Below are 26,388 nucleotides of genomic sequence, written 5' to 3'. Positions count from 1 at the left end.
AGGGAGACAACTATGGACACTGCCAAGCAATGGTATGCCGCCGTCAAGGACTGGCAACGGGCCCGCGACGAGCTCACCGCCGCGATCGCCGCGATCAAGTGGCCGAATCCCACCCAGGATTGCCTGGACAACTATGATCGCGCCTACGCCAACGAAACCGGGGCGCGGGATCGCATGAACCAGGCATACGAGCGCGTGCGACGATAAGCGCGCGCATCTTTGCCCGGCGGCCGCGGCGGGCATTGCTACACTGCCGCGCATGACGGACCAACAACAGAAATTCATGATCAGGCCGGCCCGGCCTGAGGACGCAGTCTTGCTCGAAGACCTGCTGATGCGCACCTACGAAAGCACATGGATGCCGGAAATGACGGCGGAAAGGGACCAGCAGTTCCGCGCCAGCGGCAAGACGGCCCAGTATGTGAGCGCCAGGGGCAGTCTTTTCATTGTGTGCGAAATCGACGGCGTGCTGGCAGGCATGGCGGATTGGGAGAACGACTTCATCTGGGCCTTGCACGTGCATCCCGCAAGGCAAGGGCAGGGCGTTGGCGGCGCCTTGCTGGCATGGATGGAAGCGGCGATCCAGGGCGCGGGATTCGCACGCGCGCGGCTGGAGACGGATTCTTTCAACATGCGCAGCCGCCAGTTCTATGGCAAGCACGGCTACGCCGAGATCGATACCTATCCTGACGAGGAATGGGACAGCGGCTTCACTACCGTCCTGCTGGAAAAGCCCTTGCCGGTCTGATGCTTCTGGCTCCATGAAAATAGCCTTGGCTGGTCCTGGAAATGGAGCCACGATGGCGGTATGTTGTGGTTTTCAGCCGCTACCGCCGAACCCGCCATGTATCTGCCGTCCGCCTTTCGCGAAGACTCGCCCGAAGTCCAGCACGAATTCATCCGCGCCCACCCCCTGGGCGTGCTCACGACCAGCGGGGATGGGGGGCTGATGGCGAACCACATTCCCTGTTTACTCTATCCCGAGGGGCCGCATGGCGTATTGCGTCTGCACGTGGCTCGCGCCAATCCGCAGCTTGCCGACCTGGCTGCAGGCCGCGAATGCCTGGTCGTCTTCCATGGGCCGCAGGCTTACGTCACGCCGTCCTGGTATCCGACCAAGGCCGAGACGCACAAGGTCGTGCCCACCTGGAACTTCGTTGCCGTGCACGCCTGGGGCGTGCCGGTGATCCAGGATGATCCGGCCTGGCTGCGGGCCCAGCTGGATGCGCTGACCGACAGCCAGGAAAGGGCGCGCGCGCAGCCTTGGCGCGTGGCCGACGCGCCTGCGGATTTCATCGCCGCCCAGATGCGTGCCATCGTCGGCGTGGAGATCCCCATTGCGCGCATCGAAGGCAAATGGAAGGTCAGTCAGAACCGCACGCTTGCCGACAGGCGCGGCGTGGCCGAAGGCCTGGCGGCGGAAAACGGCGATGCGGTCATGGCCGGGCTGGTTGCCCGCCGCGGCGGGCTGGAGTAATCCGCCCCCACGCGAAACTGGCGATGGCGGCAGCCTGCAGGCAGGCCGCCGCCGCCAGGAACCAGAGCAGCGGCTGTCCGGCCTGTTCGGACCATGCCCGCAGCATGCCGAACGACGCGGGCGCGAAGGCGTAGGCGCCTTGCGACATGGCGACGATCAGCGGGACCACACGTTGCGCGTCTTCGCGGGCGAACTCTGTCTGCGCGATCAACGGCGGCAGCGAGGTCGCGTTCCCTATGCCTGAGCCGAACAGCAGAACGCCCAGCCAGATGGCCCAGGCGTGCTCGGCGGCCAACATCAGAATCAACGAACCGGCGATCTGAATGGCATAGGCCAGGCAGGCGACTTTGCGCCGGTCCGTGCCGGCAGGCATCAGCCAACCGACGAGCGTGCGCCCGCCTATGGCCGCGGCCGTGGCCAGGCCCATTGCCAGGCCGGCAGTCTGCGCACCCAGCAGCGGCGCCAGCAGGGACAGCAGATGCGCGATCAGACCGATCTGGGCGAACAGGCCAAGCGCCATGCCGGCAGCCAAGGTGAGAAAGGCGCGGTTGCGCCACAGGTCCGCCACCGGCGCGGGCGGGGCGATGCCTGCCGCAGCCGCCGGCGCCTGAGTCGCAGCGCAAGCGCCATCCGGCTCTTGGCCGAGCTGTTGCGGTGTCAGGGCAAACACCTGGCGCGACAGCACGGCGATCACCGCCACCATCGCCGCGCCCACCCACAAGGCCGCCTGGTCAAATCCCGCCTGGCCGATCAGGTAAACCCACAAGGGCGAAAAGACGATGCCGCCGACGCTGGCGCCGTTGTAGGCCATGCCCAGCGCGGCGGGGCGGCGGCGCACGAACCAGGGTGAGATCAACGCATTGACGGCGGCGGCTCCCAACGTCACCCAGCCCATGCCCGAGAACAGCGCAGCTGCGTAGAGCTGCCAGGGCTGCGCGGCCGTGGCCCATCCGCCCACGCCGAACGCCAGCAGCACGGCGCCGCCCAGCGTGACTGCCGGCACGCCGCAGCGCCGGTACAGACGCGGCAGGTTGGCGACCACCACGGTGCCGCAAAGAAAGTGCAGCGTGACGGCGCCGGATACCAGGGCCACGCCCCAGCCGGTACGCTGCGCCACGGCATGCAGGAAGACGGGCGGGCCGTAGAAGCCGACGCCCCAGCCGAAGATCGCCAGCACGAAGGTGGCGTAAAGCACTGTCCAGCCGAAGAATTTCCGGGATGCGGGCATGGGTGTCCGGGCAGGCCGGCTGCTGTCTTGTTGTGTTGAGTCGCAGTATGCTTGACTCTGCACACAACACTTTGGTCTGTGACGAATCATGGAATCCGAGTTCGCCGACATCAATCTTTCCGCCGTGGCTGGCGCCATCGCCGATCCGGCCCGCGCCCGCATGCTGTGCGTGCTGCTGGACGGCCGCGCGCGCACCGCGACCGAACTGGCGGCTGCCGCCGACATCGGCGCCTCCACCGCCAGCAGCCATTTCCTGCGCCTGCGGGAACAAGGGCTGGTGGAAATGGCCGTGCAGGGCAAGCACCGCTACTACCGCCTGGCCAACAGCGAGGTCGGACACGCGCTGGAGGCCTTGCTGGTGGTGGCTGGCGCGGAACGCGTGCCGTTCAAACCCAGCACGCCGTCGGCGCTGCGGGAGGCGCGCACCTGTTATGACCACATGGCGGGCACGCTGGCCGTGCGCATCCATGACGCCATGCTGTCGCGCCAATGGCTTACGGCGGACGGGCGCGATTACCTGCTGACGCCGTTGGGGGAGGCAGCGCTGGCGCAGATAGGCGTGGACGTGTCGCAGGCGCGCCAACGCCGGCGGCGCTTCGCCTGTTCCTGCCTGGACTGGAGCGAGCGCCGCTCGCATCTGGGCGGCGCCTTGGGCGCGGCGCTGTTGGAGGCGCTGACGCGCCGGGGGTGGATCAGCAAGGATCTGGATTCACGTGCGCTGAGCGTCACGAAAAAGGGCGAAAAGCAGTTTCCCGCTTTCTTTGGACCGGCCGGTGAGCAGCCGGCCGCGGCGACTGCGCAGCAGGACCGCCATGTTGCGGCTTGAAGCCGCAACAAGGTGTGCATATGCAACAGATCTAGGGAAATCCCCGTGAACCTGTGCGGCGGCGGGTTGCGACAGCATCCCGCGTCGCGCCGCAAGCCGCGCCAACCCTGGCCATGCGGTGCGCAGGTGCTTCGCGCGCAGCGTCCTCAAAAAACGGGGACACAATTCTTGCGCTGCAACAGTGTTTCTATTTTCTGCCCACGTTACAAAACATATCCGAACTGTCATGGACAAGCGGGGTATGCTGGGTCGCAGAAAGAGGGCATCCGAAGTGCATCAGAACAACTTGATCTACAAGGGATACCGGCTGACGGCCAAAGTGTCCCGGGGCGCAGACGCCGAGGTTCAGGCGCAATCCAGCGGCCCCGTATTCATAGCGTCGGTGATGGTGGTCCAGGCTGGCGCCGTGCTCGAAGGCGGCGACGAATATCCGGTTCCGCGTTTTGCCGAGGGCGGCTTTGTCTACAGTCCGCGCGAAGCGGTGCATGCAGCGATCCTGCACGGCCGCGAAATCGTCGACGGCCTGACCAACCTGCCAGCCTGACGCCGTCCTAGCCGGAAAAGACTTCCCGCCAATCGCGCGTCTTGGCCAGCGTCTGCACGGTTGCGGACTGTTCCAGGATGGTCACGGCTTTCTTGAATTCCTCGGCCGAGGCGCCGTCCTCCAGGATGACCATGCGCGAGTTGCGCGCGTCCGCCATCTTCACGTCCGACATCTTGCCGTGGGTCTGGTAGACCTGCGTCCAGTCCATTTTCTTGCCGGCCTTCAGGGCGATCGGTTCGATGTACGTCAGCGCGGTGCTGCTGGCGGCGCGCACGGCGAAGGCGAAATCGGCCGTGTGGCCGCTGCTGCCCTTGGCGCGCGCGCCCTTGACCATGCGGTTCACGCCCACGCCTGCCGTCAATGCCCGTCCGACCTGCGCGCGGAAGCGCAGCTGGCTGAACTTCGGCATCCACTTGGCGCACTGGAACGACAGGGCCATCGCCAGCTTGACCGCGTCCCACAGCGCTTCCTGCAGCTGTTCGTTGGGGCCGCTGGCGACGATGGCGCCGTCGCGGTCGAAGTGCGCCAGGCTGACGCCCGGCGTTTCATTCAGGATGTCGATGCGCTTGGCCGCCAGGTCGATGCCATAGCTGGACGCGTGCATCGCGGTCTCACAGGCGTCGGTGAGGTAGAACGTGGACTCGTCGGGATGCGCGATGAAGAAGGCCGCATGCTGCCCGTCCAGGCCCAGGGTCATGGGCGATATGGCGCGGATGGCGTGCTCGCCCGCCGGCAGGACGGTCCAGCCGGAGGCTTCCAGGAAAGTGCTCATAGGATCAGTTCGATTTGGCGGCCTTTGAGGGGATGCGCGAATCCGCCGGTGAGCGTCAGGTTCGCCCGCGGCAGGAAGTATTGCATCAGCGCGCCGATATTCTGCAGGGCAGGCACGATGGGCTCGGCGTAGCCTTCGCCATCGTCCACCCAGATGTGTTCATGGCTGCGGTCCGCAAGCGGCTTGCGGTACTGCGGCCGGCCTTCGCCCACCAGGCTGGTATGGAAGGAGTCGTCGGTGTCCACGCCGAACACGCGGTGCGGACCCACGAAGAGGCTGGCGCAGAACGCCTCGGCCAGGAAAATGGTGGCCTGGCCATGCACTGCCGTGCGCGCGCCGCGATAGGTGGCGCGGAAGATCACGTCTTCGCGCACTTCACCCTTGACCCGGCAGGCACAGGCGAATTCCATCCATTGGAGATTGCTGGCGGCGGGCTTGGGGACCCAGGCGATCGGTTTTACGGTTTCCTTGGGTTCGGCAAGAATCTCTTGCACCTCATCAACGGTGATTAACGGTTCGAACTTGTTGGCCATGGAACTGATCTAGGGTCTTGGAAATGCGCGCGCCGGGCAGCGCGCCTGGCAAACGCCGCGCGGCGGCGGGCGCACGCGCAACACTGCGAGGGGGCGTAATCTTACAAGATGAAGACTGCGCCGCCCGTTGTGCTGTATGGATGTACAGCACAACGGGCGGCGCATCGGGGCTTGTTCACGCGGCTATAGCGAGCTGGCGCCGAACGTGTCGCACTGCTTGATGCTGCCGCTCTCCAGCCCGCGCTTGAACCAGCGCACGCGCTGGGCCGACGAGCCGTGGGTGAAGGAGTCGGGCACCACATAGCCCTGGCTCTGCTTTTGCAGGCGGTCGTCGCCGATCGCGGTGGCGGCGGTCAGGGCTTCTTCCACGTCGCCGCTTTCCAGGATGCTGCGCGCCGCGTTGGCGCGCTGCGCCCACAGGCCGGCGAAGCAGTCGGCCTGCAGTTCCATGCGCACCGACAGGGCATTGGCCTGCGCAGGATTGCGGCGGCGCAGATTGTCCACCTGGTCCGAGATGCCCAGCAGATGCTGGACGTGATGGCCGACCTCATGCGCGATGACATAGGCCTGGGCGAAATCGCCCGGCGCCTTGAAGCGGTTCTGCAATTCGTCGAAGAACGCCAGGTCGATGTACACCTTGCTGTCGCCCGGGCAGTAGAACGGCCCCATGGCCGACTGTCCGGTGCCGCAGGCCGTGGGCGTGGCGCCGCGGAACAGCACCAGCTTGGGCGCCACATATTGGCGGTTCAGGTCCTTCTGGAAAATGGCGCTCCAGGTGTCTTCGGTTTCGCCCAGCACCTTCGAGACGAACACTGCCTGCTTGTCGTTGGCGGGCGGACGGGTGGCGGGGCCCTGCTGTTGCTGCACGGGCGGGCCTTCGGCCATTTGCAGGACCACGCTGGGATCCACGCCGAAATACATGGCGACCAGGGCCAGCACGATCGTGCCTATGCCGATGGTGCCGCGGCCGCCGATGCGTGGGCCGCCTGCGCGGCGGTCTTCCACATTGTCGCTTTCGCGCGAGTCATCAAGGCGCATACTGTTTCTCCGGGCGGGTCGGCGTTCCCGCCATTTTGCATCGCCGCTCTGTACTGAGCGGCCTTCAAGAGTGTTAGGATAAACCTATGGCCTTGTATTTCGATATTCATCCCGCGAATCCGCAACCGCGCCTGCTGAAGCAGGCGGCCCAATGGCTGGCCGATGGCGGGCTGGTCGCGGTGCCTACCGATTCGAGCTATGCCGTGGTCGCGCGGCTGGACGACAAGAACGCCGCCGACGGACTGCGGCGGTTGCGTGGCCTGGACGAACGCCATCATCTCACGCTGCTGTGCCGCGACCTGGCCGAAATCGGCCACTTCGCGCGCGTCGACAACCGCCAGTACCGCCTGCTGAAAGCCGCGACGCCGGGACCCTGGACCTTCATCCTGGAAGCCACCAAGGAAGTGCCGCGCCGCGTTTCGCATCCGTCGCGCAAGACCATCGGCATCCGGGTGCCGGACCATCCCGTCATGCTGGGCCTGCTGGAGCAGGTGGGAGCGCCCTTGCTGTCCACCACGCTCATCCCCAAGGACGAGACCGAAGCGTTGAACGACGCGGAAGAAATCCGCGAACGCTATGAGCACTCCCTGGCGGCCATCATCGACGCGGGCGCTTGCCCGCAATCGCCCACCACCGTGATCGACCTCACCGGCGACGACCCGGTGGTTGTGCGCGTCGGACGCGGCGATCCTGCCACCCTCGGTCTTGCCTGAGCGCGCCCGCCGCGCCGACCTGCACGCCGGCATGCGCCGGCGCGCGGCTCATCTACAATCCGGTTCGCCATGAATGACATCATCCAAACCATTGCGGTCTACGCGATACCGGTCATCTTCGCCATCACCTTGCACGAAGCCGCGCACGGCTACGTCGCGCGGATGTTCGGCGACCCCACGGCCTATCAGGCTGGACGCGTCAGCCTGAATCCCGCGCGGCACATCGATCCGGTCGGCACGCTGCTGGTGCCGGTGGCGATCCTGCTGGCCTCCAAGCTTTTGGGCAGCCCGGGCATGCTGTTCGGCTGGGCCAAGCCCGTGCCGGTGGATTTCGGCCGCTTGCGCCGGCCCAAGCAGGACATGCTGTGGGTGGCGCTGGCGGGACCCGCCGCCAACCTGTTCATGGCCGTCCTGTGGGCGTTTTCGCTGCGCATCTTCCTGGAGTCCGGCCTGCAGGAGTCGTTCTGGTTCGAAATGGCCGTGGCCGGCGTGAACGTCAACCTGGTGCTGATGGCCTTGAACCTGCTGCCCATCCTGCCGTTGGACGGGGGACGCATCCTCTTCAGCCTGCTGCCCAACCGCCTGGCCTGGCAATACTCGAAAATAGAGCCGTATGGTCTGGTGATCGTCGTCATCTTGCTGGTGACGGATGTGCTCTGGCTATTGATGCGGCCGGTACTCTCCCTGGGGACGACCATCGTCCAGTGGTTTCTGTAGGATTTCAGCCAATATCCGTTAAACTTAACGGTTTCTTTGATTCTGGCCCTGGGGCATCCCGCCACGGGGTTTTGGAGCCCTACATTTATGGCATCCCCTGCAACCGCCGCAGGCGTTAATTTCCAAGGCAGCATGGTGGCTCTGGTCACTCCCATGCAGCCCGACGGCAGTCTGGACTACGCGGCCTACCGGTCGCTGATTGACTGGCATATCCAGGAAGGAACCGACGCACTGGTGGTGGTCGGCACCACCGGGGAGTCGCCCACGGTCTCCATGGAAGAACATGCGGAGCTGATCCGCGTTGCGGTCGAACACGCTGCGGGCCGCATTCCGGTCATCGCCGGCGTGGGCGCCAACTCCACCGACGAAGCCATCCACCTGACGCGCCACGCCAAGGCCGTGGGCGCGCAGGCTGGCCTGTCGGTCGTTCCCTATTACAACAAGCCCTCGCAAGAAGGTTTGTACCGTCACTTCCGCACCATCGCGGAAGCCGTCGATCTGCCCACCATCCTGTACAACGTGCCGGGCCGTACCGTTGCCGACATGAGCAACGAAACGGTCCTGCGCCTGGCGCAGGTGCCGGGCATCATCGGCATCAAGGACGCCACGGGCGATATCGCCCGCGGCGGCCTGCTGCTGCGCGAAGCGCCGGCCAGCTTCCAGGTCTTCAGCGGCGATGACCCCACCGCCGCCGCCCTGATCCTGCTGGGCGCGCGCGGCAATATTTCCGTTACGGCCAACGTGGCGCCCAAGCTCATGCGTGAGCTCTGTGCCGCCGCCCTGGCCGGCAATGTGCCGAAGGTGCGTGAACTTAACGCGTACCTGGCGCGTCTGAACAAGGCTTTGTTCGTGGAAGCCAACCCCATCCCCGTCAAGTGGGCGTTGGCCGAAATGGGCCGCAGCGCACTGGGCTACCGGCTGCCGCTGGTTGAACTGGGGGCGCAGCACCACGCGACCGTGCGCGCCGCGCTCCAGGAAACGGGCCTGCTCTAAATATCGTGAGGATACGTATGAACAAGCGTCATGCCGGTTTGTCGGCATTGATGTCTCTGGTGTTGTTGGCCGGTTGCAGTGAGGTCAATCAATTCCTGGGCAATGAAGAGTCCGTCAACTACAAGAGCGCCGTCACCCAGCGTGGGGAGCCGCTCAGCATTCCCCCCGACCTGACCCAGGCCAACAGCGATCCGCGCTATCGCGCGCCCGCTTCGGGCTCCACCACTTATTCGCAGTTCCAGCAACAGGGCCAGGCGCAAGCTTCCCAGCCCAAGACCAGCAACGTGCTCCCCGGCCGCCAGGACATGCGTGTCGAGCGTGACGGCGACCTGCGCTGGCTGGTCGTGGACCGTGCTCCCGAAGACGTGTTCCCGCGTCTGGTGGACTTCTGGACCGAAAGCGGTTTCACCGTGGCAAGCAACAACCCGAGCGCAGGCCTGATCGAAACCGACTGGGCGGAAAACCGCGCCAAGATCCCGGAAAGCTGGCTGCGCCAAGCGTTGGGCGCGGTGCTGGAGTCGGCCTGGGACAGCGGCGAGCGCGAGAAATTCCGTACGCGCGTCGAACGCGTGAACGGCCACACCGAGGTCTACGTCAGCCATCGCCAGATGCTTGAGAAGCGCGTCGGCGCCGACGGCATGCAGGTGCAATGGCAGAACGGCAAGGAAGACCCGGGCCTGAACGCCGCCATGCTGGCGCGCATGATGGTCTATCTGGGCTCCGACGTCGACAACGCCCGCAAGCTGGTGCAGCAGGCCGAGGCCGCGCCGCAGAAACCCGCCGTGCAGCAGGACGTCCGCGCCCAGGGCGCCTCGCTGCTCGTTGCCGAATCGTACGACCGCGCCTGGCGCCGTGTCGGCGTGGCGCTGGATGGCGGCGGCTTCGCCGTGGACGACCGCGACCGCTCCGCTGGCGACTACTTCGTCCGCTATGTCGACACCGACACGGGCGAAAAGATGGAGCAGCCGGGCTTCTTCAGCCGCATGTTCTCGGGCGACAAGAAGGCCGAGGCGCCTCAGTACCGTATCCACCTGGCCGCCAGCGGCGACCAGACCGTGGTGACCGTGCTGGATGCCAATGGCGCGCGCGACAATAGCGCCACCGCCCAGCGTCTGCTGAGCGTGCTGAAGGACAAGATGTAAGACCAGACGGTTCTGCGCTCACGCGCAGGCCCGCACAAGAGAGGCCCCTACGGTGAACTGTCCCCGAAGGTTGGATCTATGTCCAACTTTCGGGGACAGTTCACTGTCGGGGCCTCTTTTTTTGGGGACAACATCACGCGCTTGGGCACCTTCACGCGGGACGGCCGCAGCGAGTCAGGCGCTTCGGCAAGGAGTGCAATCGAGGTGGTGGGACAAGTCCTATTGTTGTCCGAACATTTTTCGGATGGGGCTGATTCGTGTCCTGTGCCGTTATCCATATAGTTGTGGCTTACGCAATTTGCTAGGTACTTCCCGAATCATGCCCATGAGAAAACTGATCCGCTGCGCCACGCTGGTCGCCGCCATTGCCGCGGCGCCGGGAGCCTGGGCGGCCGACGCTTGCACGACCAATACAGGCTCGGTAGGCGTGTTCATGCTTGAGCCGGTCACGTTGCCCAGTATCGACCCGAACGTCGCGGACTGGACGCCTCTCGTGACTAGAGATCTCAAAATGAACTGGGGTACGAATTTCACGGTTACTTGCCCCGGCGCGGGGGCGTACCTGAGCAACTACTACGAAGGCACCACCGGTCCGCTGCTCTCCAATAACGTATACCAGACCGCCATTCCCGGCATAGGCGTGCGGCTGCGATGGACCGCTTTTGCAGTTTACTTTCCGGTCGGTTTTCAGAACACCAATCCCTACGCCACGTTCGGGGAAGGGTCCTTGAGATTCGAGCTGGTCAAGACCGGGCCGATTACCCAGTCGGGTACGCTGACAGGCGAAATTGCCAAAGGTATCGTCCAGAACGCTGGAAATTTCCAGTTCGCCTCCATTCGCATCTCGGGGGGAATCGAAGTTTCACCGAAGAAGCCGACCTGCTCCGTTGCGACGCCTTCCGTGGTGGTCAAGTTTCCACCCGTCCCGAGCAAGGTATTTACCGGAATCGGATCATTTTCCCCGGAGAAGCCCTTCAGCATAGGCCTGACCTGTTCTGGCGGCGTTCCTCCCGCGACGGTCAACGTCGCGGTCACGTTGACCGATCAGACCAATCTTGCAAACCTGTCCGACACGCTATCGTTGACGCCAACCTCAACCGCCAAAGGCGTGGGGATCCAGGTATTGAACGGAACGACTGTCGTCCAATACGGGCCGAGCTCGTCCGCCTGGGGCGCGCAGAATCAATGGGTGGCAGGGGTGACCGGGAACGGCTCATTCTCCATCCCGCTGAATGCCCGCTATGTCCAGACCGGGCAGACCGTGACCCCAGGCTCGGCCAACGGTCTTGCGACATTCACGATGAGCTATCAATAGCGCGTCACCTGGACACGAAAAAGCCCCGGCCGTGACAGCCGGGGCTTAATGAGATGGTCAGCCCGATCCCCACGAAGCGGTACGCTGAGTGGGGATTGTTCTTTCTGGGCGACCTCTCATGAGCATCGTGACGCTGATTGGCATCGATCTGGGCAAGCATAGCTTCCATCTGCACGGACAGGACGCGAGCGGCAGGATGGTGTTTCGCAAGAAGTGTTCGCGCCAGCAACTGTTTACGCTACTGGGCAATATGCCGTGCAGCACGGTGGTAATGGAGGCTTGTGCGGGAGCTCATTGAATGGCACGCCGCATTCTGGCGCTGGACCACCAAGCCAAGCTGATCTCGCCCCAGTTCGTGCGCCCCTTCGTGCAGGGCAACAAGAACGACTTCGCCGATGCGCAGGCGATCTGCGAGGCCGCTTCGCGCCCAAGCATGCGGCTCGTGAGCGCCCGCAACGAGGCTCAGCAGACCGTCTCGGCGCTGCGCCGCGTGCGAGAGTCGCTGGTGCGCGAGCGCACCGGCGTGATCAACCAGGTCCACGCCCTTTTACTGGAGTTCGGCATCAGTCCGCCGCGCGGCCAGGCAATCATCCGGCGCCTGCCGGCAGTGCTGGCCGAGCAGGAGCTGCCGCCTCGGCTGGGCATCTGGGGGCGCGAACTGCTGGCAAGGTGTCACTCGAACGTGGTGGCCTGCGCGCTGGCCAATAAATTGGCGAGGATAGCCTGGGCCATCCTCGCCAATGGAACGAACTATCGAAGTGGGCAGGCCGTTAGCGCAACCTGACATTCATCACCGTTTTACGCAGTCACTTCCTGGTTCTGCGGCGCGAGTACGTGAAGACATAAATGGCTCAACGGCCTGGCAAAAAAACCTGCCATGAAAAACAGCAGCTTTCCATGCTGAGGGGTTTTTTTGGTTTGCCGGGCGCGACTCTCATCATGGAGCGGGGACCTGTCCCCAACTGACTCCGAATAGATTTGAGCAAAGCCCAATCTACGCCAACACCAACTCGCTTGCAAAAAACGGGCTGACCATAGATTTTCTTGCGTCCTCAGAGCGGGGGTTCGTCGCTGAGTTTTTATTAGGACGCGGGCGTGGTCGAGCCGCCCGGGGTGGTCGAACCGCCACCCGGCGTGGTGTTGGGCGTGGGCGCCGGAGCCGGCGAGGTGGCCGGGGGCGTCGTGGAGGGGGCGGGCGCGCTTGCGCCCGGAGCGGGGTTGGTCGCGGGCGCCGGGGCATCTTCCTTCTTGTTGCAGGCGCTCAGCGCGACGGCCAGCACCGAGGCAATAATCAAGGTTTTGCTCATCATTTTTAGACTCCTGTAGATGACGACTCTTGAAACCCCATTAGGGGAAACCAGAAGTCAGACTACAGGAACACGCGGGCGCAACGCGTATGAAATTTAAAAAGGTCGCATCCCAACGGCAACAAACCTTTCAGCTTCGTGTTATCTCTTTCTTGATGTGTCCCGCGTATCAGACCTGATTTCCTTCTGTACAGGACTGATACGGGGCCGTGTCGGGATGCTACGCCGCGACGTAGCGGATCCAGCCGGAATCCAGCCAATCCGCCAGGCAGGAGCGCGCTTCGTCGGTCAGGCGGGCGCAGGACGGATCCGCACAATCCAGGCTGCGCGCGTCCGCCAGCGTGCGCAGGGCGGCGTCTGCGGGCACCATGGCAGTCTCGCCATTGATGAAGAGCTGCTTGCCGCGATAGAGCATGCGGCTGCGCCGGTCCAGCACCAGCCGGCCCGCGGCAGGCCAGTCTTCTTCCAGGTCCACGTCCATGCCTTCGGGAGCGTCGAACACGCTGAGATTGCTGGGCTCGGTCAGCCAGCAGCCCAGGAAGCGCGAGGCGAGCGCGTCGTCGAAGCGCAGCTTTTCCACGGTTTCCAGCGTGGCGGCCACCAGCGCGTCCGGCAGCGCGGCGGGTGTGTCGACCGCGGGCTGGCCGGGGTCGCGATAGACCGCCGACAGTTTCGGACCGGGCAGGGCGGGCTCGCCATAGGGGCCGCCCAGGAGGCCGACGCGAGCCATGACCTGGTCCGCGGCCGCTTCGAGCAGCCCGCGCGCCAGCGTTGCCTGCGTGGGCGCGCGAAAACCGATGGAGATGGTCATGCAGCCGTCGCCTACCGCGACGCCGTCGTGGGCCGCCTGCGGGGGCAGGTAGAGCATGTCGCCGGGCGCCAGCGCGGCCGTTTCTTCGGGCTCGAAACGGCTCAGGATCTTCAGCGGCAGGCCCGGCTCCAGCGACAGGTCCTTCTGGCGGCCATAGCGCCATTCGCGCTCGCCGGCGGCCTGCAGCAGGAACACGTCGTAGCTGTCGAAGTGCGGACCCACGCCGCCGCCATGGCTGGCGATGCTGATCATCACGTCGTCCAGACGCGCGTCGGGGATGAAGCGGAACAGCTGCATCAGTTCGGATGCGGCATCGCTGTGCAGGTCCACGCTTTGCACCAGCAAGGTCCAATCGCCTTCGTTGTCCTTGGGCAGGCGCGCGAACGGGCCGTTCTCCATTTGCCATTCGCCGTTCTCGCGCCAGATCAGGCGCGACTCCACGTCGTCGCGGCGCGCCAGTTTCTTGATGGCGGCGATCGTGACCGGCGGCTTGAAGCCGGGGATGGCCTGGCGGATCAAGAGGGGCTTGCGCTGCCAGTAGCGGCGCATGAAGTCGTTGGGGCTCTGGTTGCCCAGCAGGGCCAAGGGATGGTCGAGGTTCATTGCAGGTGCTTCTTCAGGCGGTAGAGGGCGTCCAGCGCTTCGCGCGGGGTCAGGCTGTCGGGGTCGATGGCGGCGAGTTCCTCGCGCAGGGCGTCCAGGGCGTCGAGGTCGTCGGAACGGTCGGCTTCGGCATAGGCCTGGGCGTCGGCGTCAGCCGCGGCCGCGAACAGGCCAAGCTGCGGCGTGGGTGCGCCTTGGGCCTCCAGGCGCTCCAGCTCGCGCGAGGCCTGGCGGATCACGGCGGCGGGCACGCCCGCGCGCTGCGCCACCTGGATCCCGTAGCTGCGGCTGGCCGGGCCTTCGCGCACTTCGTGCAGGAACACGATGCCGCCGGCCGATTCGGCCGCGGCCAGGTGCACGTTGGCCGAGGCCGGCTGTTCCGCCGGCAGGCGGGTCAGCTCGAAATAGTGGGTGGCGAACAGCGTCAGCGCACGGTTGTGGGCCAGCAGGCGGCAGGCGATGGCCCAGGCCAGCGCCAGGCCGTCATAGGTGGACGTGCCGCGGCCGATCTCGTCCATCAGCACCAGGCTGTTGGGCGTGCTGGCCGACAGAATGGCGGCCGCCTCGGTCATTTCCATCATGAAGGTCGAGCGGCCGCCCGCCAGGTCGTCGGCCGCGCCGATGCGGGTGAAGATGCGGTCGATCTTGCCGATGCGGGCGCGCGACGCGGGCACGAAGCTGCCGATGCGCGCCAGCAGCACGATCAGCGCCACCTGCCGCATGTAGGTCGATTTACCGCCCATGTTCGGGCCGGTGATCAGCAGCATGCGGCGCGCCGGCTCCAGACGGCAGCCGTTGGGGGTAAAGCGCTCGATGGCGTGTTCCACCACCGGGTGGCGGCCGGCATCGATGTCGATGTCGGCCTGTTCGGACAGTTCGGGCGCGATCCAGTCGTGGCGGCGCGCGTGATCGGCCAGGGCGGCCAGCGCGTCCAGTTCGGCCAAGGCGGCCGCGCAATCCGACAGCGGCCGCACGTGCTCGGCCAGCACGTCCAGCAATTGCTCGAACAGCCATTTCTCGCGGGCCAGCGAACGGTCCTGGGCGGACAGCACTTTGTCTTCCCAGGTTTTGAGTTCAGGGGTGATGTAGCGTTCGGCGTTCTTCAGCGTCTGGCGGCGGCGGTAGTCCTCCGGCACCTTGGCGGTCTGGCCCTTGGTGACTTCGATGTAGAAGCCATGCACGCGGTTGAACTCCACGCGCAGGTTGCTGATGCCGGTGCGTTCGCGCTCGCGGGCTTCCAGCTGCACCAGGAAGTCGCCGCCGTCGGCCGCGAGGCCGCGCAGCTCGTCCAGTTCGGCGTCGAAGCCCGCCGCCAGCACGCCGCCGTCGCGGATGGCGACAGCAGGTTCGGCGGCAATGGCGCGCACCAGCAGGGCGGCCAGGGCCGGGTCCACCGACAGGTGCGAGACCAGTTCGCCCAGCCGCGGCGAATCCGCCATCGGCTCGACCTGGTCGCGCAGCGCCGGCAGGGCTTGCAGCGCGTCGCGCAGGCTGGCCAGCTCGCGCGGGCGCACCGAACGCAGCGCCAGGCGGGCGGCGATGCGCTCGATGTCCGGGAAGGCGTTCAATGCGCTGCGCAAGGACTCCAGCAGGCCGGCCGAACCAAAGCCGGCCGCGCCGAAGGTTTGCTCCATGTCCATGCGGCCCGCCAGCAGCGCCGAGATGGCTTGCTGGCGCGCCAGCGCCTGTTCGTTCTCGCGCAGCGGATGGTGCAGCCAGCGGCGCAGCAGCCGGCTGCCCATGGGCGTGCGGCAGCCGTCCAGCAACGAGAACAGCGTCGGCGAATCTTCGCCCGACAGCGTCTGCGTCAGCTCCAGGTTGCGGCGCGTGACCGGGTCCAGCAGCACGTACTGGCCGGGGCGCTCCGCCGACAGGCTCTGCACGTGGGCCAGGGCCTGCGACTGGGTGCGGGCGGCGTAGCGCAGCAGCGCGCCCGCGGCGCAGATGCCGGCCGGCATGTCTTCGATGTCGAAGCCCGCCAGCGTATCTGTCTTGAAATGCGCCAGCAGGTGCGCGCGCGCGCTGTCCGCTTCGAAGTGCCAATCGGGCACGCGGGCCCGCGCGCCTTCGAACGGGAAATCGAATTCGGCGCTGTCGGCGCAGACGATCTCGGCCGGCGCGATGCGGTGCAGCTCGGATTCCAGCTGCGCCGGCGCACATTCGGTCACGCGGAATTCGCCGCTGGCCAGGTTCAGCCAGGCCAGCCCCGCGCGCGGCGCGCGCGCGGTGCCGCCCACGAACACGGCGGCCAGCGCGCGGTCCGCCTTGGCCGGCAGCAGCGCATCGTCCGTCAGCGTGCCGGGTGTGACGATGCGCACGATGCGGCGCTCGACCGGACCCTTGGACGTCGCCGGGTCGCCGATCTGCTCGCAGATGGCGATGGACTCGCCCATGGCGACCAGCCGCGCCAGGTATTGCTCCATGGCATGCACCGGCAGCCCGGCCATCGGGATCGGCGTGCCGTTGGACGAACCGCGCTTGGTCAGCGTCAGGTTCAGCAGACGCGCGCCGCGCTCCGCGTCTTCATAGAACATTCCATAGAAGTCCCCCATGCGGTAGAACAGCAGCAAGGGACCTGCCTCCGCTTTCAGGCGGAGGTATTGCTGCATCATGGGGGTATGGCCCGGGTGGGCGTCGGCGGCGGTGTTTTGCGTTGCGGAATTCATGCCCGTGATTGTATCGGGCGCGTGAACCGCTGCGGGGAGGGACGGATGCTGGTTTTGTCCGGACCTCACTTGTTCATGATATTCCCCAACTTCTTGATCACCTCACGCTCGGTTTCCGCGCTGGCGTGGGCGGCCTTGGTGTAGTTCGCTGTATCCATGTACTGCGGCGATACGCCGGACTGGCGCAGCAGGGCCAGGAAGGCTTCGTCGTTGAGCGTGTCGCGGAAGGCGCCGTCGAGCTTGGCGATCACGGCCGGGTCCATGCCCTTGGGACCGGCGATGCCGAAGGGCGAGGTGTGCACCACGGGATAGCCGGCTTCCTTCAGGGTGGGGACGTCCGGCAGGTCGGGGGAACGCTTGTCGCCCAGCGACGCGAGGATGCGGACCTTGCCCGAGGCGACGTAGGGCAGGATGGTGCTGGCGCCGACCAGCACCTGGATGTGGCCGCCCAGCATGGCGGTCAGCGCGTCGGCGTCGCCCTTGTAGGGCACGTGGGTCCATTTGGCCTGGGCGGCTTCGCCCAGCTGCACCATGGCGATGTGCTGGCTGCTGTAGGCGCCCGGCGTGCCGTAGGAAATCGTGTCGGGCTTGGACTTGGCGTAGGCGACCAGGTCGTCCAGCGTCTTCCAGGGCGAGTCCGAGGCGACGGCGACGTAGTAGTTGTAGCCGGCGATCATCGAGATGTAGGTCAGGTCCTTGACCGGGTCGTAGCGCGTGCCGGTGATGTGCGGCATGCGGAAGATGCCGATGGGCACCATGGTGACGGTATAGCCGTCGGGCGCGGTGTTGAGCATCTGGGTCGCGCCCAGCGTGCCGTTGGCGCCAGTCTTGTTCTCGACCACCACGGTCTGGCCGAGGCGCTTGCCGGACTGCTCGGCCAGGGCGCGGCCGACCACGTCGGTGACGCCGCCGGCGGAGTACGGGATGATCAGGCGGATCGGGTGGTTGGGAAAGTCCTGCGCCAGCGCGGGGGCGCTGCCTGCGCTTGTCAGGACCATCATGCCTGCTGCCAGGATCTTCTTCATGTCATTCCTCCTTAGTGTGCCGCCGGCTTGCCGGCCGTCTCCAGGTCTAGCGGGATGCCTGGTATTGAACGTCAATCGATGATGCGCGCGCGGCTTGCGCCGAAGCCGATGCGCTGGAAACCCTCGCGGCTGCAATGGGCCGTCAGGGTGACTTCGTCTCCGGCCTCCAGGAACAGCCGGGTTTCGCCCGAGGGCAGGGTAATGGGTTGCGTGCCGCCGTGCGTCAGTTCGAGCAGGCTGCCGTGGCCGCTGTCGTCGGGCGTGGAGATGGTGCCCGAGCCCAGCAGGTCGCCGGGGCGCAGGTTGCAGCCGCCCAGCGTGTGCTGCGCCACCATCTGCGCGGGCGTCCAGTACAGGTGGCGCGCGTCGGATGCCGACAGCTGGCGCGGCGCCTGCGCGCGTTCGCGCATGAGCGGCGTGGATAGCCACGCCTGCAGCGCGATCTCCAGTCCGCCGCTGGCGGCATCCCTGGCGTCGCGCAGGTAGGGCAGCAGTTCGGGATCGGCGTCGCCGCGCGCCATCGCGGCGCGGCGGAACGGGGCCAGCGCCTCGCTGGTCACGATCCAGGGCGAAACCGTGGACGCGAAGTTCTTGCCCTGGAAGGGGCCCAGCGGCTGGTATTCCCAGGCCTGGATGTCGCGCGCGGACCAGTCGTTCAGCAGGCCGTAGCCGGCGATGTGGCCGGCGGCGAGCTCCAGCGGCACCGGCTCCCCGAGGGCATTGCCGGGGCCGATCCAGATGGCCAGTTCCAGTTCGAAGTCCAATTGCGCCGAGGGCCGGAAGGCCGGCGTATCGACGCCGGCCGCGATCCTGACCTGGCCGCGGGGCCGCCGCACGGGCGTGTCGGACGCGCAGATGGAGGACGCGCGGCCATGGTAGGCAATGGGCACGTGCTTGTAGTTCGGCATCAGCGGGTTGTTGGGGCGGAACAGCTTGCCCACTTGGCTTGCGTGATGGATGCCCGCATAGAAATCGGTGTAGTCGCCCACGTCCGCGGGCAGCAGCAGTTCGCACTGCGCTTGCGGGTGCAGCAGGCGCGCGGCATGGGCCTCATGCCGCGCGCGGTCAGGGTGTGCGGCGTCCAGCAGGGCGAACAGCGCGTGCCGCACAGCCTTGCGGGTGGGGCCGGGCAAAGCCATCCAGTCGTTGAGCCTGCGCGCCGACAGCGCTTGGCGTGCGACCGGGTCCAGTCCGTCCAGCAGGCCCAGTTCCACGGCGGCCTGGACATCCAGCACCTGTTCGCCGATGGCGACGCCGATTCGTGGTGCGCCGCCATCGTGGCGGAACACGCCCATCGGCAGGTTCTGCACCGGGAAATCCGGATGGCCGTCGGCGCCGTCGACCCAGCTCTGGGCGGTGGGCGCGTGGGTGTGGTCCAGCATCGTGTACTCCTCGCGGGCATTGTCGGTATGGCTGCGCGCCGCTGCCCGGCCTGCGCGCATGTTCGTGAGGTCGTCGTCGCTTCAGGCCGCGGTCGTGCCGCCGTCCATGGCCCAGGCCACGCCGCGGACTTCGTCGGCGTCGGGCGAGCAGAAGAACTCGCACAGCCCGGCGATTTGCTCCAGGGTGACGAACTTGCCCGAAGGCTGGCGCAGGCCCAACAGCTTGTTGGTGGCTGCGGCATTGTCCAGGCCGTCACGTTCGGCCAGTGCGTCGATCTGCTTCTGCACCAGCGGCGTGTGTACCCAGCCGGGGCAGATGGCGTTGCAGGTGATGGCGGTCTGCGCGGTTTCCAGCGCCACCGATTTGGTGAGGCCGATCAAGCCGTGCTTGGTGGCGTTGTAGCCGGTCTTGCCGGCGCGGCCGCGCAAGCCGCTGATGGATGCCATGTTGACGATGCGGCCCCAGTTGCGTGCGCGCATGGCAGGCAGTGCGGTGCGTATGGTGTGGAAGCTGGCGGACAGGTTGACCGCGATCATGTCGTCCCACTTGTCGACCGGAAAGGCTTCGATCTGGCTGACGTGCTGGATGCCGGCGTTGTTGACCAGGATGTCCAGCGCGCCGTAGGCCTGGTTCAACTCGGCCATCATGGCCTCGATCTCGGCCGGCTTGCGCAGGTCACAGGGCTGGAAACGGACCGGCACGCCATAGGTATCGCGGAATTCGGCGCAGAGCGCGTCGGCCGCCGAAGCGTCGGCCAGGCCGTTGAGCACCAGGGTCGCGCCGGAGCGCGCCAGGCGCCGCGCTACCGCCAGGCCGATGCCGCTGGTCGAACCGGTTACCAGGGCCACCCGCCCCGAAAGATCAGCCATGCTTGTCTCCACGCTGTGTCGTTATGGAATGCGTGGCAGGTTAGGGCGTGGGGATTGAGTCGTCCAATTTATTATCGATGCATGATTTATATTCATAGAATATTAATAACCGGCACCCTCAGAACCGCTCATGGAATTGCGCCATCTGCAGAGCTTCATGGTCCTCGCCACGGAGCTGAACTTCACACGGGCCGCCTTGCGCCTGCACATCGCCCAACCGCCCTTGAGCCAGCGCATCCGCGAACTCGAAGACGAGCTGGGCGTGAAGCTGTTCGACCGCAGCACGCGCAAGGTGACGCTGACGGTGGCGGGCCGCGTGTTCCTGGACAGCATCCAGCCCATGTTCCGGCAGCTCGACGGCGCCGTGGAGGCTTGCCGCAAGGCTGGCCGGGGCGAGACCGGCAGCCTGCGGCTGGGCTATACCGGACGCGCCAGCCATGTGCGCCTGCCGGGGCTGGTGCGCGATTGCCGGCGCCATTACAGCGATATCGCGCTGGACATCCAGGGGCCGCTGCCCACGGGCGAGTTGCGCTTGAAGCTGCTGGACGGCACGCTGGATGCGGCGCTGTGCTTTCTGCCCCTGGAGGGCAAGCACATCGCGTCGCACGAGTTCATGCTCAGCGAGTTTTCCATTGCGCTGGCAGACGCGCATCCATTGGCCGCCAAGGCCGAATTGCGTGTCGCGGATCTGGCGCAAGAACCGTTCATCGCCTATCCCTCGGGCAAGGGCTTCCACTTGCGCGACGCCATGGATGCGATCTGCCTGGAGGCGGGTTTCCTGCCGCGCGTGCTGCGGGAAACGGAGGCGTCCCAAACCCTGCTGTGCCTGGTCGCGGCTGGCACCGGCGTGGCCATCATTCCGCGCGACATCGAATCCTTCAACATGGAGGGCGTGATGTTCCGCCCGTTGCCGGCGGACGCCCCTAAGCTGCAGCACGGCATTGCTTGGCTGGAGACCAACCAGAATCCGGCGTTGGGGCGTCTGTTGGCGTTGTGCGGCGTTGGGGGCGTGGCGGGATAGGGGGCCTGTCCGCGCTTGCTCCCGGCCGTCCGCAAACGGCACAATCGCAGCGCGCGGCCCTGTTTCCGCCGCCGGAGTCTCTTATCCATGCAGGTTCTATCCGTCCCGGCCACGCTGGACGCCAGCGAGCGCATCACCATCACCAGCGGTCCGCTCCAGGCCGAATTCGCGCCGGGCGGCGGCGGCCGCCTGACCCGGTTGTCCACCGGCGCGCATGACTGGATCGTGCCCCTGACCGACACGCAGTGGCCCGCCGGACGCTGGCCGCGGGCGGGCTCCTATCCGCTGGCGCCTTACTCCAACCGCATCCGCGATGGCGTGTTCACCTTCAACGGCGCCAGGCACGCATTGCAGTCCGTACCCGGCCGGCCCCATGCGATCCATGGCGCAGGCCTGTATCAGCCGTGGCGCGTGCGCAGCCACAGTCCGGACAGCGTCGACCTGGTGCTGGAGCAGCCCGCCGGCGTGCTGGGCTGGCCCTGGCCCTTCGAATGCGTGCAGCGCTATCAGCTGGACGCGCGCGGCCTGAGCGTGGCGCTTGCCATCGTCAATCTCGGCGACACGCCCATGCCTTGCGGCCTGGGCCTGCATCCCTATTTCACGGCCGAGCGGGTCACGCTGCATGCGCGCCGCGAGTGGGCGGCGGACGCCGACGGCCTGCCCACCGGCAGCAAGGCCGTTCATGTGCGCGAACTGCGGCGTTCGGCCAGCGGCTGCGACACCTATCTGTCGCAGTGGGAAGGGCGAGCCACCCTGCATTGGCCCGATGGGCATCAGCTGTCGCTGCACGCCGACCCGGCGTTTGCGCATCTGGTGGTCTACACGGCGGGCGGTTCGGATTTTCTGTGCGTCGAGCCGGTCACCAACGTAGCCGATGCGTTTAACCTTGCGGCGGCCGGCGAAGCCCGTACCGGCATGCGGGCGCTCGAGCCCGGCGCGCGCTTTGCCGCGACCGCGTTGTTCGGCCTGGAGCCGCCCCGAACGGCGCGTTCCTGATGCCTGCAAGCGGCGCTTTGAAAGCGCCGCCGCCTGCGGCGATAATCCGGGCAAACCAAGTCCAGGAGTCCTTCGATGAAAAAGCTCAGCACCGAACAATTGCAGGCCGCGGCCGAGACGCTGCGCCGCGTGCAGGCGAGGCTGGCGCGCGCCGGCAACTTGCCGCTTGAGCCCACCCTCTATGCCTGCGCGCAAGGATTCCGCCGCAACGTGCCCGACTATCTGTGGTCGTGGCTGTCAGGCCTGCTGGCGCCGCACAAAAGCCTGGGCGCGTGGATGGATGCGCACCAGCCTGGCTGGCGCACGGGCAAGACGCCCGCCGCGGTGGTCTACGCGCGCAGCGAAAACGGCTGGCTGGAATGGCTGATCGCCGAGCTGGAAGCCGAGATCAATGATCCCCACGCCCGCGCCAAGCGGGAAGGGCGCGCCTAGAACGGGCGCATTGCCGGCGCATCATGTGTCGCAGTTCGGACCGGATGCCGGCCCCACGCCTCAGGCCCGCTCGGCTCGCGAGCGGCGCACCAGAAGGAATAGCGCTTCCAAGACGGCGGCCGCCAGCAGGGCGGCCAGCACCGAACCCAGTACCTGCAAGTCCCATAGGCGCGGCGGACCCACGCGGAACTGCACGGTGTCGAAGACCAGTCCGGCCGTGATGCCGGCGACGATGGCGGCCTTCCATCCTTGCAAGGGAGCCAGCCGCAGCATCAGCAGGGTGAAGGCCACCATCCCCCAGAGCACGGGTTCAAGCGCCTGATTGAGAATGTGGTCGAGCAGAAGAGACTCCCGATGGTGTCGCGCATGTGTTTGCGCGCAGTCGAGTTTGTACTGCTTTCTGCCTGCAATTGCGAGACGCCCCGCCGCCGCGAGCGGCGAGGCATGGCCTACGCGCCTTAGAACCCTTCCAGCACGATCTTGCCCTGCGCCTTGCCGCTTTCAATGAAGGCGTGCGCCCGGCGCAGGTTTTCGGCGTTGATCTTGCCGTAGTGCGCGCCCAGGGTGGTGCGCAGCGCGCCTTCGTCGATCAGGCGGGCGGCCTGGTTCAGCAGTTCATGCTGCGCGATCATGTCGGGCGTGCCGTGCAGCGGACGCGCGAACATGAACTCCCAATGCAGCGAGGCCGACTTGGACTTGAGCAGGCGCACGTCGATGGCTGCGGGATCGTCGATCAGGGCGATCTTGCCTTGCGGCGCAATCGCTTCGGCCATCTGCGCGAAATGCTGGTCGGTCTGGGTCAGGCCGGCGATGTGGCTGACGTGTCCGAAGCCGATGCGCTTGAGTTCGGCGGCCAGCGGCTGGCTGTGGTCGATCACGTGATGCGCGCCCAGTTCCCGCACCCAGGCCTGGGTTTGCGGGCGCGAGGCGGTGCCGATCACCGTGAGTCCGGTCAACTGGCGCGCCAACTGCACCAGAATGGATCCCACGCCGCCCGCGGCGCCGATGACCAGCAGGCTGCCTTGGCTGGGGGCGGCGTTGTCCAGCACGCGCAGGCGGTCGAACAGCAGCTCCCAGGCGGTGATGGTGGTCAGCGGCAGCGCCGCGGCCTGGGCGTAGTCCAGGCTGGCCGGCATGCGGCCGACGATGCGCTCGTCCACCACGTGCAGCTCGCTGTTGGCGCCGGGGCGGTTCAGCGCGCCCGCATACCAGACGCGGTCGCCCGGCTTGAACAGGCTGGTCTTTGCACCCACTGCGCGCACCACGCCGGCGGCGTCCCAGCCTATGACTTCGGGCTGGCCGTCCTTGGGCTTGCGATTGGCGCGGATCTTCACATCCACCGGGTTGACCGAAATGGCGCGGACCTCGACCAGCAGGTCGTGGTCGCCGGGCACCGGGTCGGCGATGTCGATGTCCTGCAGCGCCTCCGGGTGATCGGCGGGCAGGTTCTTGAAATAGGCGATGGCTTTCATGGTTGCTTGCCGGGATCAGATGATGGAACGCACCACGCCGCCGTCCACGCGCAGCGCCGCGCCGTTGGTGGCGGCGGCTTGCGTCGAGCTCGCGTAGACGACCATGTTGGCCACTTCTTCCACGGTGGCCAGGCGGCGCAGCAGCGAAGTGGGGCGGTGCTGGGCGATGAAGTCGCGCTCCATCTGGTCCTGCGTGACGCCTTGTTCCTTGGCCATTTCGGCAAAGAAGTCCGACACGCCTTCCGAGCGCGTGGGGCCGGGCAGCACCGCGTTGACGGTGACGCCGGTGCCGGCGGTCAGCTCGGACAATCCGCGCGACACGCCCAGCAGCGCCGTCTTGCTGACGCCGTAGTGGATCATCTCCGCGGGGATCTGGACCCCGGATTCGCTGGATATGAACACGATGCGGCCCCAGCCGGCGGCCAGCATGCGCGGCAGGTAGTAGCGCGACAGGCGTACGCCGCTCATGACGTTGATGTCCAGCATGTACTGCCAGTCGTCGTCCGTGATTTCAGTGAAGGACTTGGGGGCGAAGTAGCCGGCGTTGTTGATCAGGATGTCGACGTCGGGATGGGCGGCCGAGATCGAGGCCGCGCCGTCGGCGGTGGCGAGATCGGCCTGCACGGTGCTCACGCGCGCGGCGGGAAACTGCTGGGCAAGCGAAGCGGCCGCCTGCGCCAGCTTGTCGGCGTTGCGGCCGTGCAGCACGACTTCGGCGCCGGCCTCGGCCAGGCCTGCGGCTATGGCCAGGCCGATGCCGCCAGACGATCCGGTGACCAGGGCCTTCTTGCCGTTCAGTTCGATTTTCATGGGGGACTCCTTGCGTGTCGGGGAATGGAGCCATGATTACCCAGTCCAAACCAGCGAAAAAGCGGCTAGCATCGCAGTCAGTTTCAATAATTTTTTGAAAATGAGGCCGGCATGGTGCGGTTCGAGGATCTGAGGATATTCATGGCGGCGGCGGACCAGGGCAGCTTTTCCGCCGCCGCGCGCGAGCTGGACCTGACGCCAGCGGTCGCCAGCGCCGCGCTCAAGCGGCTCGAGCAGGTCCTGGACGCGCGCCTCTTCGTGCGCACGACGCGCAGCCTCAGGCTGACGAGCGACGGCGCACGCTATCTGGAACATGCCCGCGCGGCGCTGTCGGCGCTGGACGCGGGCAGGAACGCCGTGGCGCGCAACAAGACGGAGATCTCCGGCACGCTGTCCTTGTCGATCCCGTCCGACCTGGGCCGGCACGTGCTGCTGCCATGGCTGGATGAGTTCCAGGAACGGCATCCACGCGTCAACTTCCAGGTGCGCATCAGCGACCGCCTGGCCGACCTGTACCGGCAGCCGGTGGATCTTGCGGTGCGTTATGGCACTCCGAACGACTCTGGACTGGTGGCCCTGCCGCTATCCGAGCACAACCGCCGCGTGGTGTGCGCCTCGCCCGCATACCTTGCGCGCCATGGCGTGCCGCAGGTGCCCGATGACCTGCGCCGCCACAACTGCCTGTCCTTCGTGCTGGGCGAAACCCTGCACGACCGCTGGGCCTTCCGGCACGAAGGCGCCGCGCTCACCATACCGGTCAAGGGCGACCGCGTCGGCGATGACGGCGAACTCGTGCGCCGTTGGGCCCTGGCTGGCCATGGCCTGGCCTACAAGTCGCGCTTTGACGTGCTGGCCGATCTGCGGGCGGGCAGGCTCATCGAAGTCCTGGCCGACTACACCAGCGAACCGTCGCCGCTATACCTGCTGTGCGTGCACCGCATGCTGCTGTCGCCGGCGGTAAAGCGGCTGCGCGAGTTCCTGCACGAACGCTTCAAGGCGTTCGAGGCGGGCTAGCCGGCCTTTGTGCGCTTCAATGCGCGTGGCTGGCCCGTTGGTTTGCCGCGCGCGTGCGGGCGGCTTTCTTCGCGGCTGCGGAACGGCCTGCGGCGCCCTTGGTGGCGGCAGCCTTCTTGGCCGCGGCCGAGCGGGCGGCGGCGCTGCGCTTGGAGGCCGATGCGCTGGCCTGCCGCGACAACGCGGTGCGTGTAGCGGGCTTGGCGCTTTCCTTCTTCAGGGCGGTGGTGGTGGCCTTGGCGCGTGTGGCGGACTTGGCATGCCCATCATGGGCTGCGTCGCTGTCCTGCTTTGCGCGGCGCTTGGTCGCCGCGCTGGCCTTCTTCGGCGCGGGCAGGGCCACGCCGGCGCGGCGCGCCTTGGACAGTCCGATCGCGATGGCCTGCTTGGTGGATCTCACGCCATGCTTGCCTTCGCGCACGTGTTCGATTTCCTCGCGCACGAATTCTCCGGCCTGCGTGGATGCGGATTTTCCTTGCCGTTTGTCGCGCGCCGCTCGTTCCAGGGTTTTTCGTTCAGGCATGACGACACCTCCTTGCTTGCGTTGCGAAAACGCGCTCCGCCGCGCCGAGGCCGGTGCGACGGAACTCGTAACACCACTCTAGCGCCGTGGGCGTATGCTGTGTGTTCGAATGGATTGCCGGTCGTAAGCGCCGGAACACCGCCGCCAGACCGACGATG

At 66.4% G+C, this 26,388-nt stretch carries 28 protein-coding genes and 1 pseudogene; 15 read left to right on the top strand and 14 right to left on the bottom strand.

Features of this window, described 5'->3' with window-relative positions; genetic code table 11:
- Positions 1-12: 12 nt before the first annotated feature.
- The 3 genes from ACZ5YA_RS11570 (at position 13) to ACZ5YA_RS11560 (ending at position 1,477) form a co-directional block, all read left to right on the top strand.
- A complete protein-coding gene (locus ACZ5YA_RS11570; RefSeq protein WP_054453278.1) occupies positions 13-207 on the top strand; it encodes a hypothetical protein in 195 nt (64 codons plus the stop codon).
- 52 nt (positions 208-259) lie between these two features.
- A complete protein-coding gene (locus ACZ5YA_RS11565; protein WP_464092528.1) occupies positions 260-748 on the top strand; it encodes an N-acetyltransferase family protein in 489 nt (162 codons plus the stop codon).
- Positions 749-844: 96 nt separating this feature from the next.
- A complete protein-coding gene (locus ACZ5YA_RS11560; RefSeq protein ID WP_251882136.1) occupies positions 845-1,477 on the top strand; it encodes an FMN-binding negative transcriptional regulator in 633 nt (210 codons plus the stop codon).
- Here the strand turns inward: ACZ5YA_RS11560 and ACZ5YA_RS11555 are convergent.
- Positions 1,437-2,705 (bottom strand): MFS transporter, encoded by a 1,269-nt coding sequence (locus tag ACZ5YA_RS11555; protein ID WP_118933178.1) that lies wholly within the window; start codon positions 2,703-2,705, stop codon positions 1,437-1,439. The genes ACZ5YA_RS11560 and ACZ5YA_RS11555 overlap by 41 nt on opposite strands.
- 88 nt (positions 2,706-2,793) lie before the next feature.
- Between ACZ5YA_RS11555 and ACZ5YA_RS11550 the strand changes: the two genes are divergently transcribed.
- Together ACZ5YA_RS11550 and ACZ5YA_RS11545 are read left to right on the top strand one after the other, a co-directional pair.
- A complete protein-coding gene (locus ACZ5YA_RS11550; RefSeq protein WP_059371930.1) occupies positions 2,794-3,531 on the top strand; it encodes an ArsR/SmtB family transcription factor in 738 nt (245 codons plus the stop codon).
- A gap of 271 nt (positions 3,532-3,802) precedes the next feature.
- Positions 3,803-4,075: a hypothetical protein gene (locus tag ACZ5YA_RS11545; protein ID WP_054453716.1), complete on the top strand. Its 273-nt coding sequence runs from the start codon at positions 3,803-3,805 to the stop codon at positions 4,073-4,075.
- Positions 4,076-4,082: 7 nt separating this feature from the next.
- Here ACZ5YA_RS11545 and ACZ5YA_RS11540 read toward each other — a convergent pair whose 3' ends face one another.
- From ACZ5YA_RS11540 to ypfJ, 3 genes are all read right to left on the bottom strand, one after another.
- Positions 4,083-4,847, bottom strand: coding sequence for a DUF1828 domain-containing protein (locus ACZ5YA_RS11540; RefSeq protein ID WP_059371932.1), 765 nt, complete (start codon positions 4,845-4,847; stop codon positions 4,083-4,085).
- Entirely contained in the window at positions 4,844-5,380 is a 537-nt protein-coding gene (locus tag ACZ5YA_RS11535) for a hypothetical protein (protein WP_054453268.1), read from the bottom strand. Before ACZ5YA_RS11535 ends, ACZ5YA_RS11540 begins: the two co-directional genes overlap by 4 nt.
- A gap of 183 nt (positions 5,381-5,563) precedes the next feature.
- Positions 5,564-6,418, bottom strand: a complete 855-nt coding sequence (gene ypfJ, locus ACZ5YA_RS11530) for a KPN_02809 family neutral zinc metallopeptidase (RefSeq protein ID WP_251882096.1) — start codon at positions 6,416-6,418, stop codon at positions 5,564-5,566.
- 86 nt (positions 6,419-6,504) lie between these two features.
- Between ypfJ and ACZ5YA_RS11525 the strand changes: the two genes are divergently transcribed.
- The 6 genes and pseudogenes from ACZ5YA_RS11525 to ACZ5YA_RS11500 all read left to right on the top strand — a co-directional run.
- Positions 6,505-7,131, top strand: a complete 627-nt coding sequence (locus ACZ5YA_RS11525; RefSeq protein WP_059371935.1) for an L-threonylcarbamoyladenylate synthase — start codon at positions 6,505-6,507, stop codon at positions 7,129-7,131.
- Positions 7,132-7,200: 69 nt separating this feature from the next.
- Entirely contained in the window at positions 7,201-7,848 is a 648-nt protein-coding gene (locus ACZ5YA_RS11520) for a site-2 protease family protein (RefSeq protein ID WP_059371937.1), read from the top strand.
- A gap of 87 nt (positions 7,849-7,935) precedes the next feature.
- A complete protein-coding gene (gene dapA / locus ACZ5YA_RS11515) occupies positions 7,936-8,841 on the top strand; it encodes a 4-hydroxy-tetrahydrodipicolinate synthase (protein WP_059371940.1) in 906 nt (301 codons plus the stop codon).
- 17 nt (positions 8,842-8,858) lie between these two features.
- A complete protein-coding gene (gene bamC, locus ACZ5YA_RS11510; protein WP_059371942.1) occupies positions 8,859-9,983 on the top strand; it encodes an outer membrane protein assembly factor BamC in 1,125 nt (374 codons plus the stop codon).
- Positions 9,984-10,308: 325 nt separating this feature from the next.
- The gene (locus ACZ5YA_RS11505; RefSeq protein WP_464092527.1) at positions 10,309-11,298 is read left to right on the top strand and encodes a fimbrial protein; all 990 of its coding nucleotides are present in this window, start codon (positions 10,309-10,311) and stop codon (positions 11,296-11,298) included.
- 118 nt (positions 11,299-11,416) lie between these two features.
- Positions 11,417-11,938: pseudogene (locus tag ACZ5YA_RS11500) on the top strand (IS110 family RNA-guided transposase); the annotation flags it as partial.
- 442 nt (positions 11,939-12,380) lie between these two features.
- Here ACZ5YA_RS11500 and ACZ5YA_RS11495 read toward each other — a convergent pair.
- The 6 genes from ACZ5YA_RS11495 to ACZ5YA_RS11470 form a co-directional block, all read right to left on the bottom strand.
- Positions 12,381-12,608, bottom strand: coding sequence for an endopeptidase (locus ACZ5YA_RS11495; protein WP_464092526.1), 228 nt, complete (start codon positions 12,606-12,608; stop codon positions 12,381-12,383).
- 217 nt (positions 12,609-12,825) lie between these two features.
- A complete protein-coding gene (locus ACZ5YA_RS11490; protein WP_464092525.1) occupies positions 12,826-14,019 on the bottom strand; it encodes a ribosomal protein uL16 3-hydroxylase in 1,194 nt (397 codons plus the stop codon).
- On the bottom strand, positions 14,016-16,685 hold the full coding sequence (gene mutS, locus ACZ5YA_RS11485) for a DNA mismatch repair protein MutS (RefSeq protein ID WP_464092524.1): 2,670 nt from the start codon (positions 16,683-16,685) through the stop codon (positions 14,016-14,018). Before mutS ends, ACZ5YA_RS11490 begins: the two co-directional genes overlap by 4 nt.
- Positions 16,686-16,750: 65 nt before the next feature.
- On the bottom strand, positions 16,751-17,710 hold the full coding sequence (locus tag ACZ5YA_RS11480) for a Bug family tripartite tricarboxylate transporter substrate binding protein (protein WP_464092523.1): 960 nt from the start codon (positions 17,708-17,710) through the stop codon (positions 16,751-16,753).
- A gap of 71 nt (positions 17,711-17,781) precedes the next feature.
- The gene (gene fahA / locus ACZ5YA_RS11475) at positions 17,782-19,152 is read right to left on the bottom strand and encodes a fumarylacetoacetase (RefSeq protein ID WP_464092522.1); all 1,371 of its coding nucleotides are present in this window, start codon (positions 19,150-19,152) and stop codon (positions 17,782-17,784) included.
- 21 nt (positions 19,153-19,173) lie between these two features.
- The gene (locus ACZ5YA_RS11470) at positions 19,174-19,962 is read right to left on the bottom strand and encodes a 3-hydroxybutyrate dehydrogenase (RefSeq protein ID WP_118934123.1); all 789 of its coding nucleotides are present in this window, start codon (positions 19,960-19,962) and stop codon (positions 19,174-19,176) included.
- Between the two features lie 130 nt (positions 19,963-20,092).
- Between ACZ5YA_RS11470 and ACZ5YA_RS11465 the strand changes: the two genes are divergently transcribed.
- From ACZ5YA_RS11465 to ACZ5YA_RS11455, 3 genes are all read left to right on the top strand, one after another.
- A complete protein-coding gene (locus tag ACZ5YA_RS11465; RefSeq protein ID WP_059371955.1) occupies positions 20,093-20,983 on the top strand; it encodes a LysR family transcriptional regulator in 891 nt (296 codons plus the stop codon).
- An 87-nt stretch (positions 20,984-21,070) separates the two neighbouring features.
- Complete coding sequence (locus ACZ5YA_RS11460; protein WP_464092521.1) at positions 21,071-21,979, top strand: aldose epimerase family protein; 909 nt, start codon at positions 21,071-21,073, stop codon at positions 21,977-21,979.
- Positions 21,980-22,054: 75 nt separating this feature from the next.
- On the top strand, positions 22,055-22,411 hold the full coding sequence (locus ACZ5YA_RS11455) for a hypothetical protein (protein WP_054453246.1): 357 nt from the start codon (positions 22,055-22,057) through the stop codon (positions 22,409-22,411).
- Positions 22,412-22,471: 60 nt separating this feature from the next.
- Here the strand turns inward: ACZ5YA_RS11455 and ACZ5YA_RS11450 are convergent, their stop codons facing one another.
- From ACZ5YA_RS11450 to ACZ5YA_RS11440, 3 genes are all read right to left on the bottom strand, one after another.
- Entirely contained in the window at positions 22,472-22,717 is a 246-nt protein-coding gene (locus ACZ5YA_RS11450; protein WP_280016431.1) for a hypothetical protein, read from the bottom strand.
- Between the two features lie 152 nt (positions 22,718-22,869).
- Positions 22,870-23,883 (bottom strand): zinc-binding alcohol dehydrogenase family protein, encoded by a 1,014-nt coding sequence (locus tag ACZ5YA_RS11445; RefSeq protein ID WP_118934127.1) that lies wholly within the window; start codon positions 23,881-23,883, stop codon positions 22,870-22,872.
- Positions 23,884-23,898: 15 nt separating this feature from the next.
- Positions 23,899-24,693, bottom strand: coding sequence for an SDR family NAD(P)-dependent oxidoreductase (locus ACZ5YA_RS11440; RefSeq protein WP_464092520.1), 795 nt, complete (start codon positions 24,691-24,693; stop codon positions 23,899-23,901).
- Positions 24,694-24,804: 111 nt separating this feature from the next.
- On the opposite strand from ACZ5YA_RS11440, the gene ACZ5YA_RS11435 reads away from it, so the two are divergent.
- Entirely contained in the window at positions 24,805-25,707 is a 903-nt protein-coding gene (locus ACZ5YA_RS11435; RefSeq protein ID WP_118934129.1) for a LysR family transcriptional regulator, read from the top strand.
- Positions 25,708-25,723: 16 nt separating this feature from the next.
- Here ACZ5YA_RS11435 and ACZ5YA_RS11430 read toward each other — a convergent pair whose 3' ends face one another.
- On the bottom strand, positions 25,724-26,230 hold the full coding sequence (locus tag ACZ5YA_RS11430; RefSeq protein WP_059371970.1) for a DUF6496 domain-containing protein: 507 nt from the start codon (positions 26,228-26,230) through the stop codon (positions 25,724-25,726).
- Positions 26,231-26,388: the final 158 nt, after the last annotated feature.

This window comes from Achromobacter sp. JCM 18799, assembly GCF_055395645.1.
This window is presented reverse-complemented; position numbering and strand designations above follow the sequence as displayed.

Bases quoted from the DNA above. Each gene is read 5' to 3' on its own strand.
- ACZ5YA_RS11570 (WP_054453278.1), top strand. From the start codon at position 13: ATGGACACTGCCAAGCAATGGTATGCCGCCGTCAAGGACTGGCAACGG.
- ACZ5YA_RS11565 (WP_464092528.1), top strand. From the start codon at position 260: ATGACGGACCAACAACAGAAATTCATGATCAGGCCGGCCCGGCCTGAG.
- ACZ5YA_RS11560 (WP_251882136.1), top strand. From the start codon at position 845: ATGTATCTGCCGTCCGCCTTTCGCGAAGACTCGCCCGAAGTCCAGCAC.
- ACZ5YA_RS11555 (WP_118933178.1), bottom strand. From the start codon at position 2,705: ATGCCCGCATCCCGGAAATTCTTCGGCTGGACAGTGCTTTACGCCACC.
- ACZ5YA_RS11550 (WP_059371930.1), top strand. From the start codon at position 2,794: ATGGAATCCGAGTTCGCCGACATCAATCTTTCCGCCGTGGCTGGCGCC.
- ACZ5YA_RS11540 (WP_059371932.1), bottom strand. From the start codon at position 4,847: ATGAGCACTTTCCTGGAAGCCTCCGGCTGGACCGTCCTGCCGGCGGGC.
- ACZ5YA_RS11535 (WP_054453268.1), bottom strand. From the start codon at position 5,380: ATGGCCAACAAGTTCGAACCGTTAATCACCGTTGATGAGGTGCAAGAG.
- ypfJ (WP_251882096.1), bottom strand. From the start codon at position 6,418: ATGCGCCTTGATGACTCGCGCGAAAGCGACAATGTGGAAGACCGCCGC.
- ACZ5YA_RS11525 (WP_059371935.1), top strand. From the start codon at position 6,505: ATGGCCTTGTATTTCGATATTCATCCCGCGAATCCGCAACCGCGCCTG.
- ACZ5YA_RS11520 (WP_059371937.1), top strand. From the start codon at position 7,201: ATGAATGACATCATCCAAACCATTGCGGTCTACGCGATACCGGTCATC.
- dapA (WP_059371940.1), top strand. From the start codon at position 7,936: ATGGCATCCCCTGCAACCGCCGCAGGCGTTAATTTCCAAGGCAGCATG.
- bamC (WP_059371942.1), top strand. From the start codon at position 8,859: ATGAACAAGCGTCATGCCGGTTTGTCGGCATTGATGTCTCTGGTGTTG.
- ACZ5YA_RS11505 (WP_464092527.1), top strand. From the start codon at position 10,309: ATGAGAAAACTGATCCGCTGCGCCACGCTGGTCGCCGCCATTGCCGCG.
- ACZ5YA_RS11495 (WP_464092526.1), bottom strand. From the start codon at position 12,608: ATGATGAGCAAAACCTTGATTATTGCCTCGGTGCTGGCCGTCGCGCTG.
- ACZ5YA_RS11490 (WP_464092525.1), bottom strand. From the start codon at position 14,019: ATGAACCTCGACCATCCCTTGGCCCTGCTGGGCAACCAGAGCCCCAAC.
- mutS (WP_464092524.1), bottom strand. From the start codon at position 16,685: ATGAATTCCGCAACGCAAAACACCGCCGCCGACGCCCACCCGGGCCAT.
- ACZ5YA_RS11480 (WP_464092523.1), bottom strand. From the start codon at position 17,710: ATGAAGAAGATCCTGGCAGCAGGCATGATGGTCCTGACAAGCGCAGGC.
- fahA (WP_464092522.1), bottom strand. From the start codon at position 19,152: ATGCGCGCAGGCCGGGCAGCGGCGCGCAGCCATACCGACAATGCCCGC.
- ACZ5YA_RS11470 (WP_118934123.1), bottom strand. From the start codon at position 19,962: ATGGCTGATCTTTCGGGGCGGGTGGCCCTGGTAACCGGTTCGACCAGC.
- ACZ5YA_RS11465 (WP_059371955.1), top strand. From the start codon at position 20,093: ATGGAATTGCGCCATCTGCAGAGCTTCATGGTCCTCGCCACGGAGCTG.
- ACZ5YA_RS11460 (WP_464092521.1), top strand. From the start codon at position 21,071: ATGCAGGTTCTATCCGTCCCGGCCACGCTGGACGCCAGCGAGCGCATC.
- ACZ5YA_RS11455 (WP_054453246.1), top strand. From the start codon at position 22,055: ATGAAAAAGCTCAGCACCGAACAATTGCAGGCCGCGGCCGAGACGCTG.
- ACZ5YA_RS11445 (WP_118934127.1), bottom strand. From the start codon at position 23,883: ATGAAAGCCATCGCCTATTTCAAGAACCTGCCCGCCGATCACCCGGAG.
- ACZ5YA_RS11440 (WP_464092520.1), bottom strand. From the start codon at position 24,693: ATGAAAATCGAACTGAACGGCAAGAAGGCCCTGGTCACCGGATCGTCT.
- ACZ5YA_RS11435 (WP_118934129.1), top strand. From the start codon at position 24,805: ATGGTGCGGTTCGAGGATCTGAGGATATTCATGGCGGCGGCGGACCAG.
- ACZ5YA_RS11430 (WP_059371970.1), bottom strand. From the start codon at position 26,230: ATGCCTGAACGAAAAACCCTGGAACGAGCGGCGCGCGACAAACGGCAA.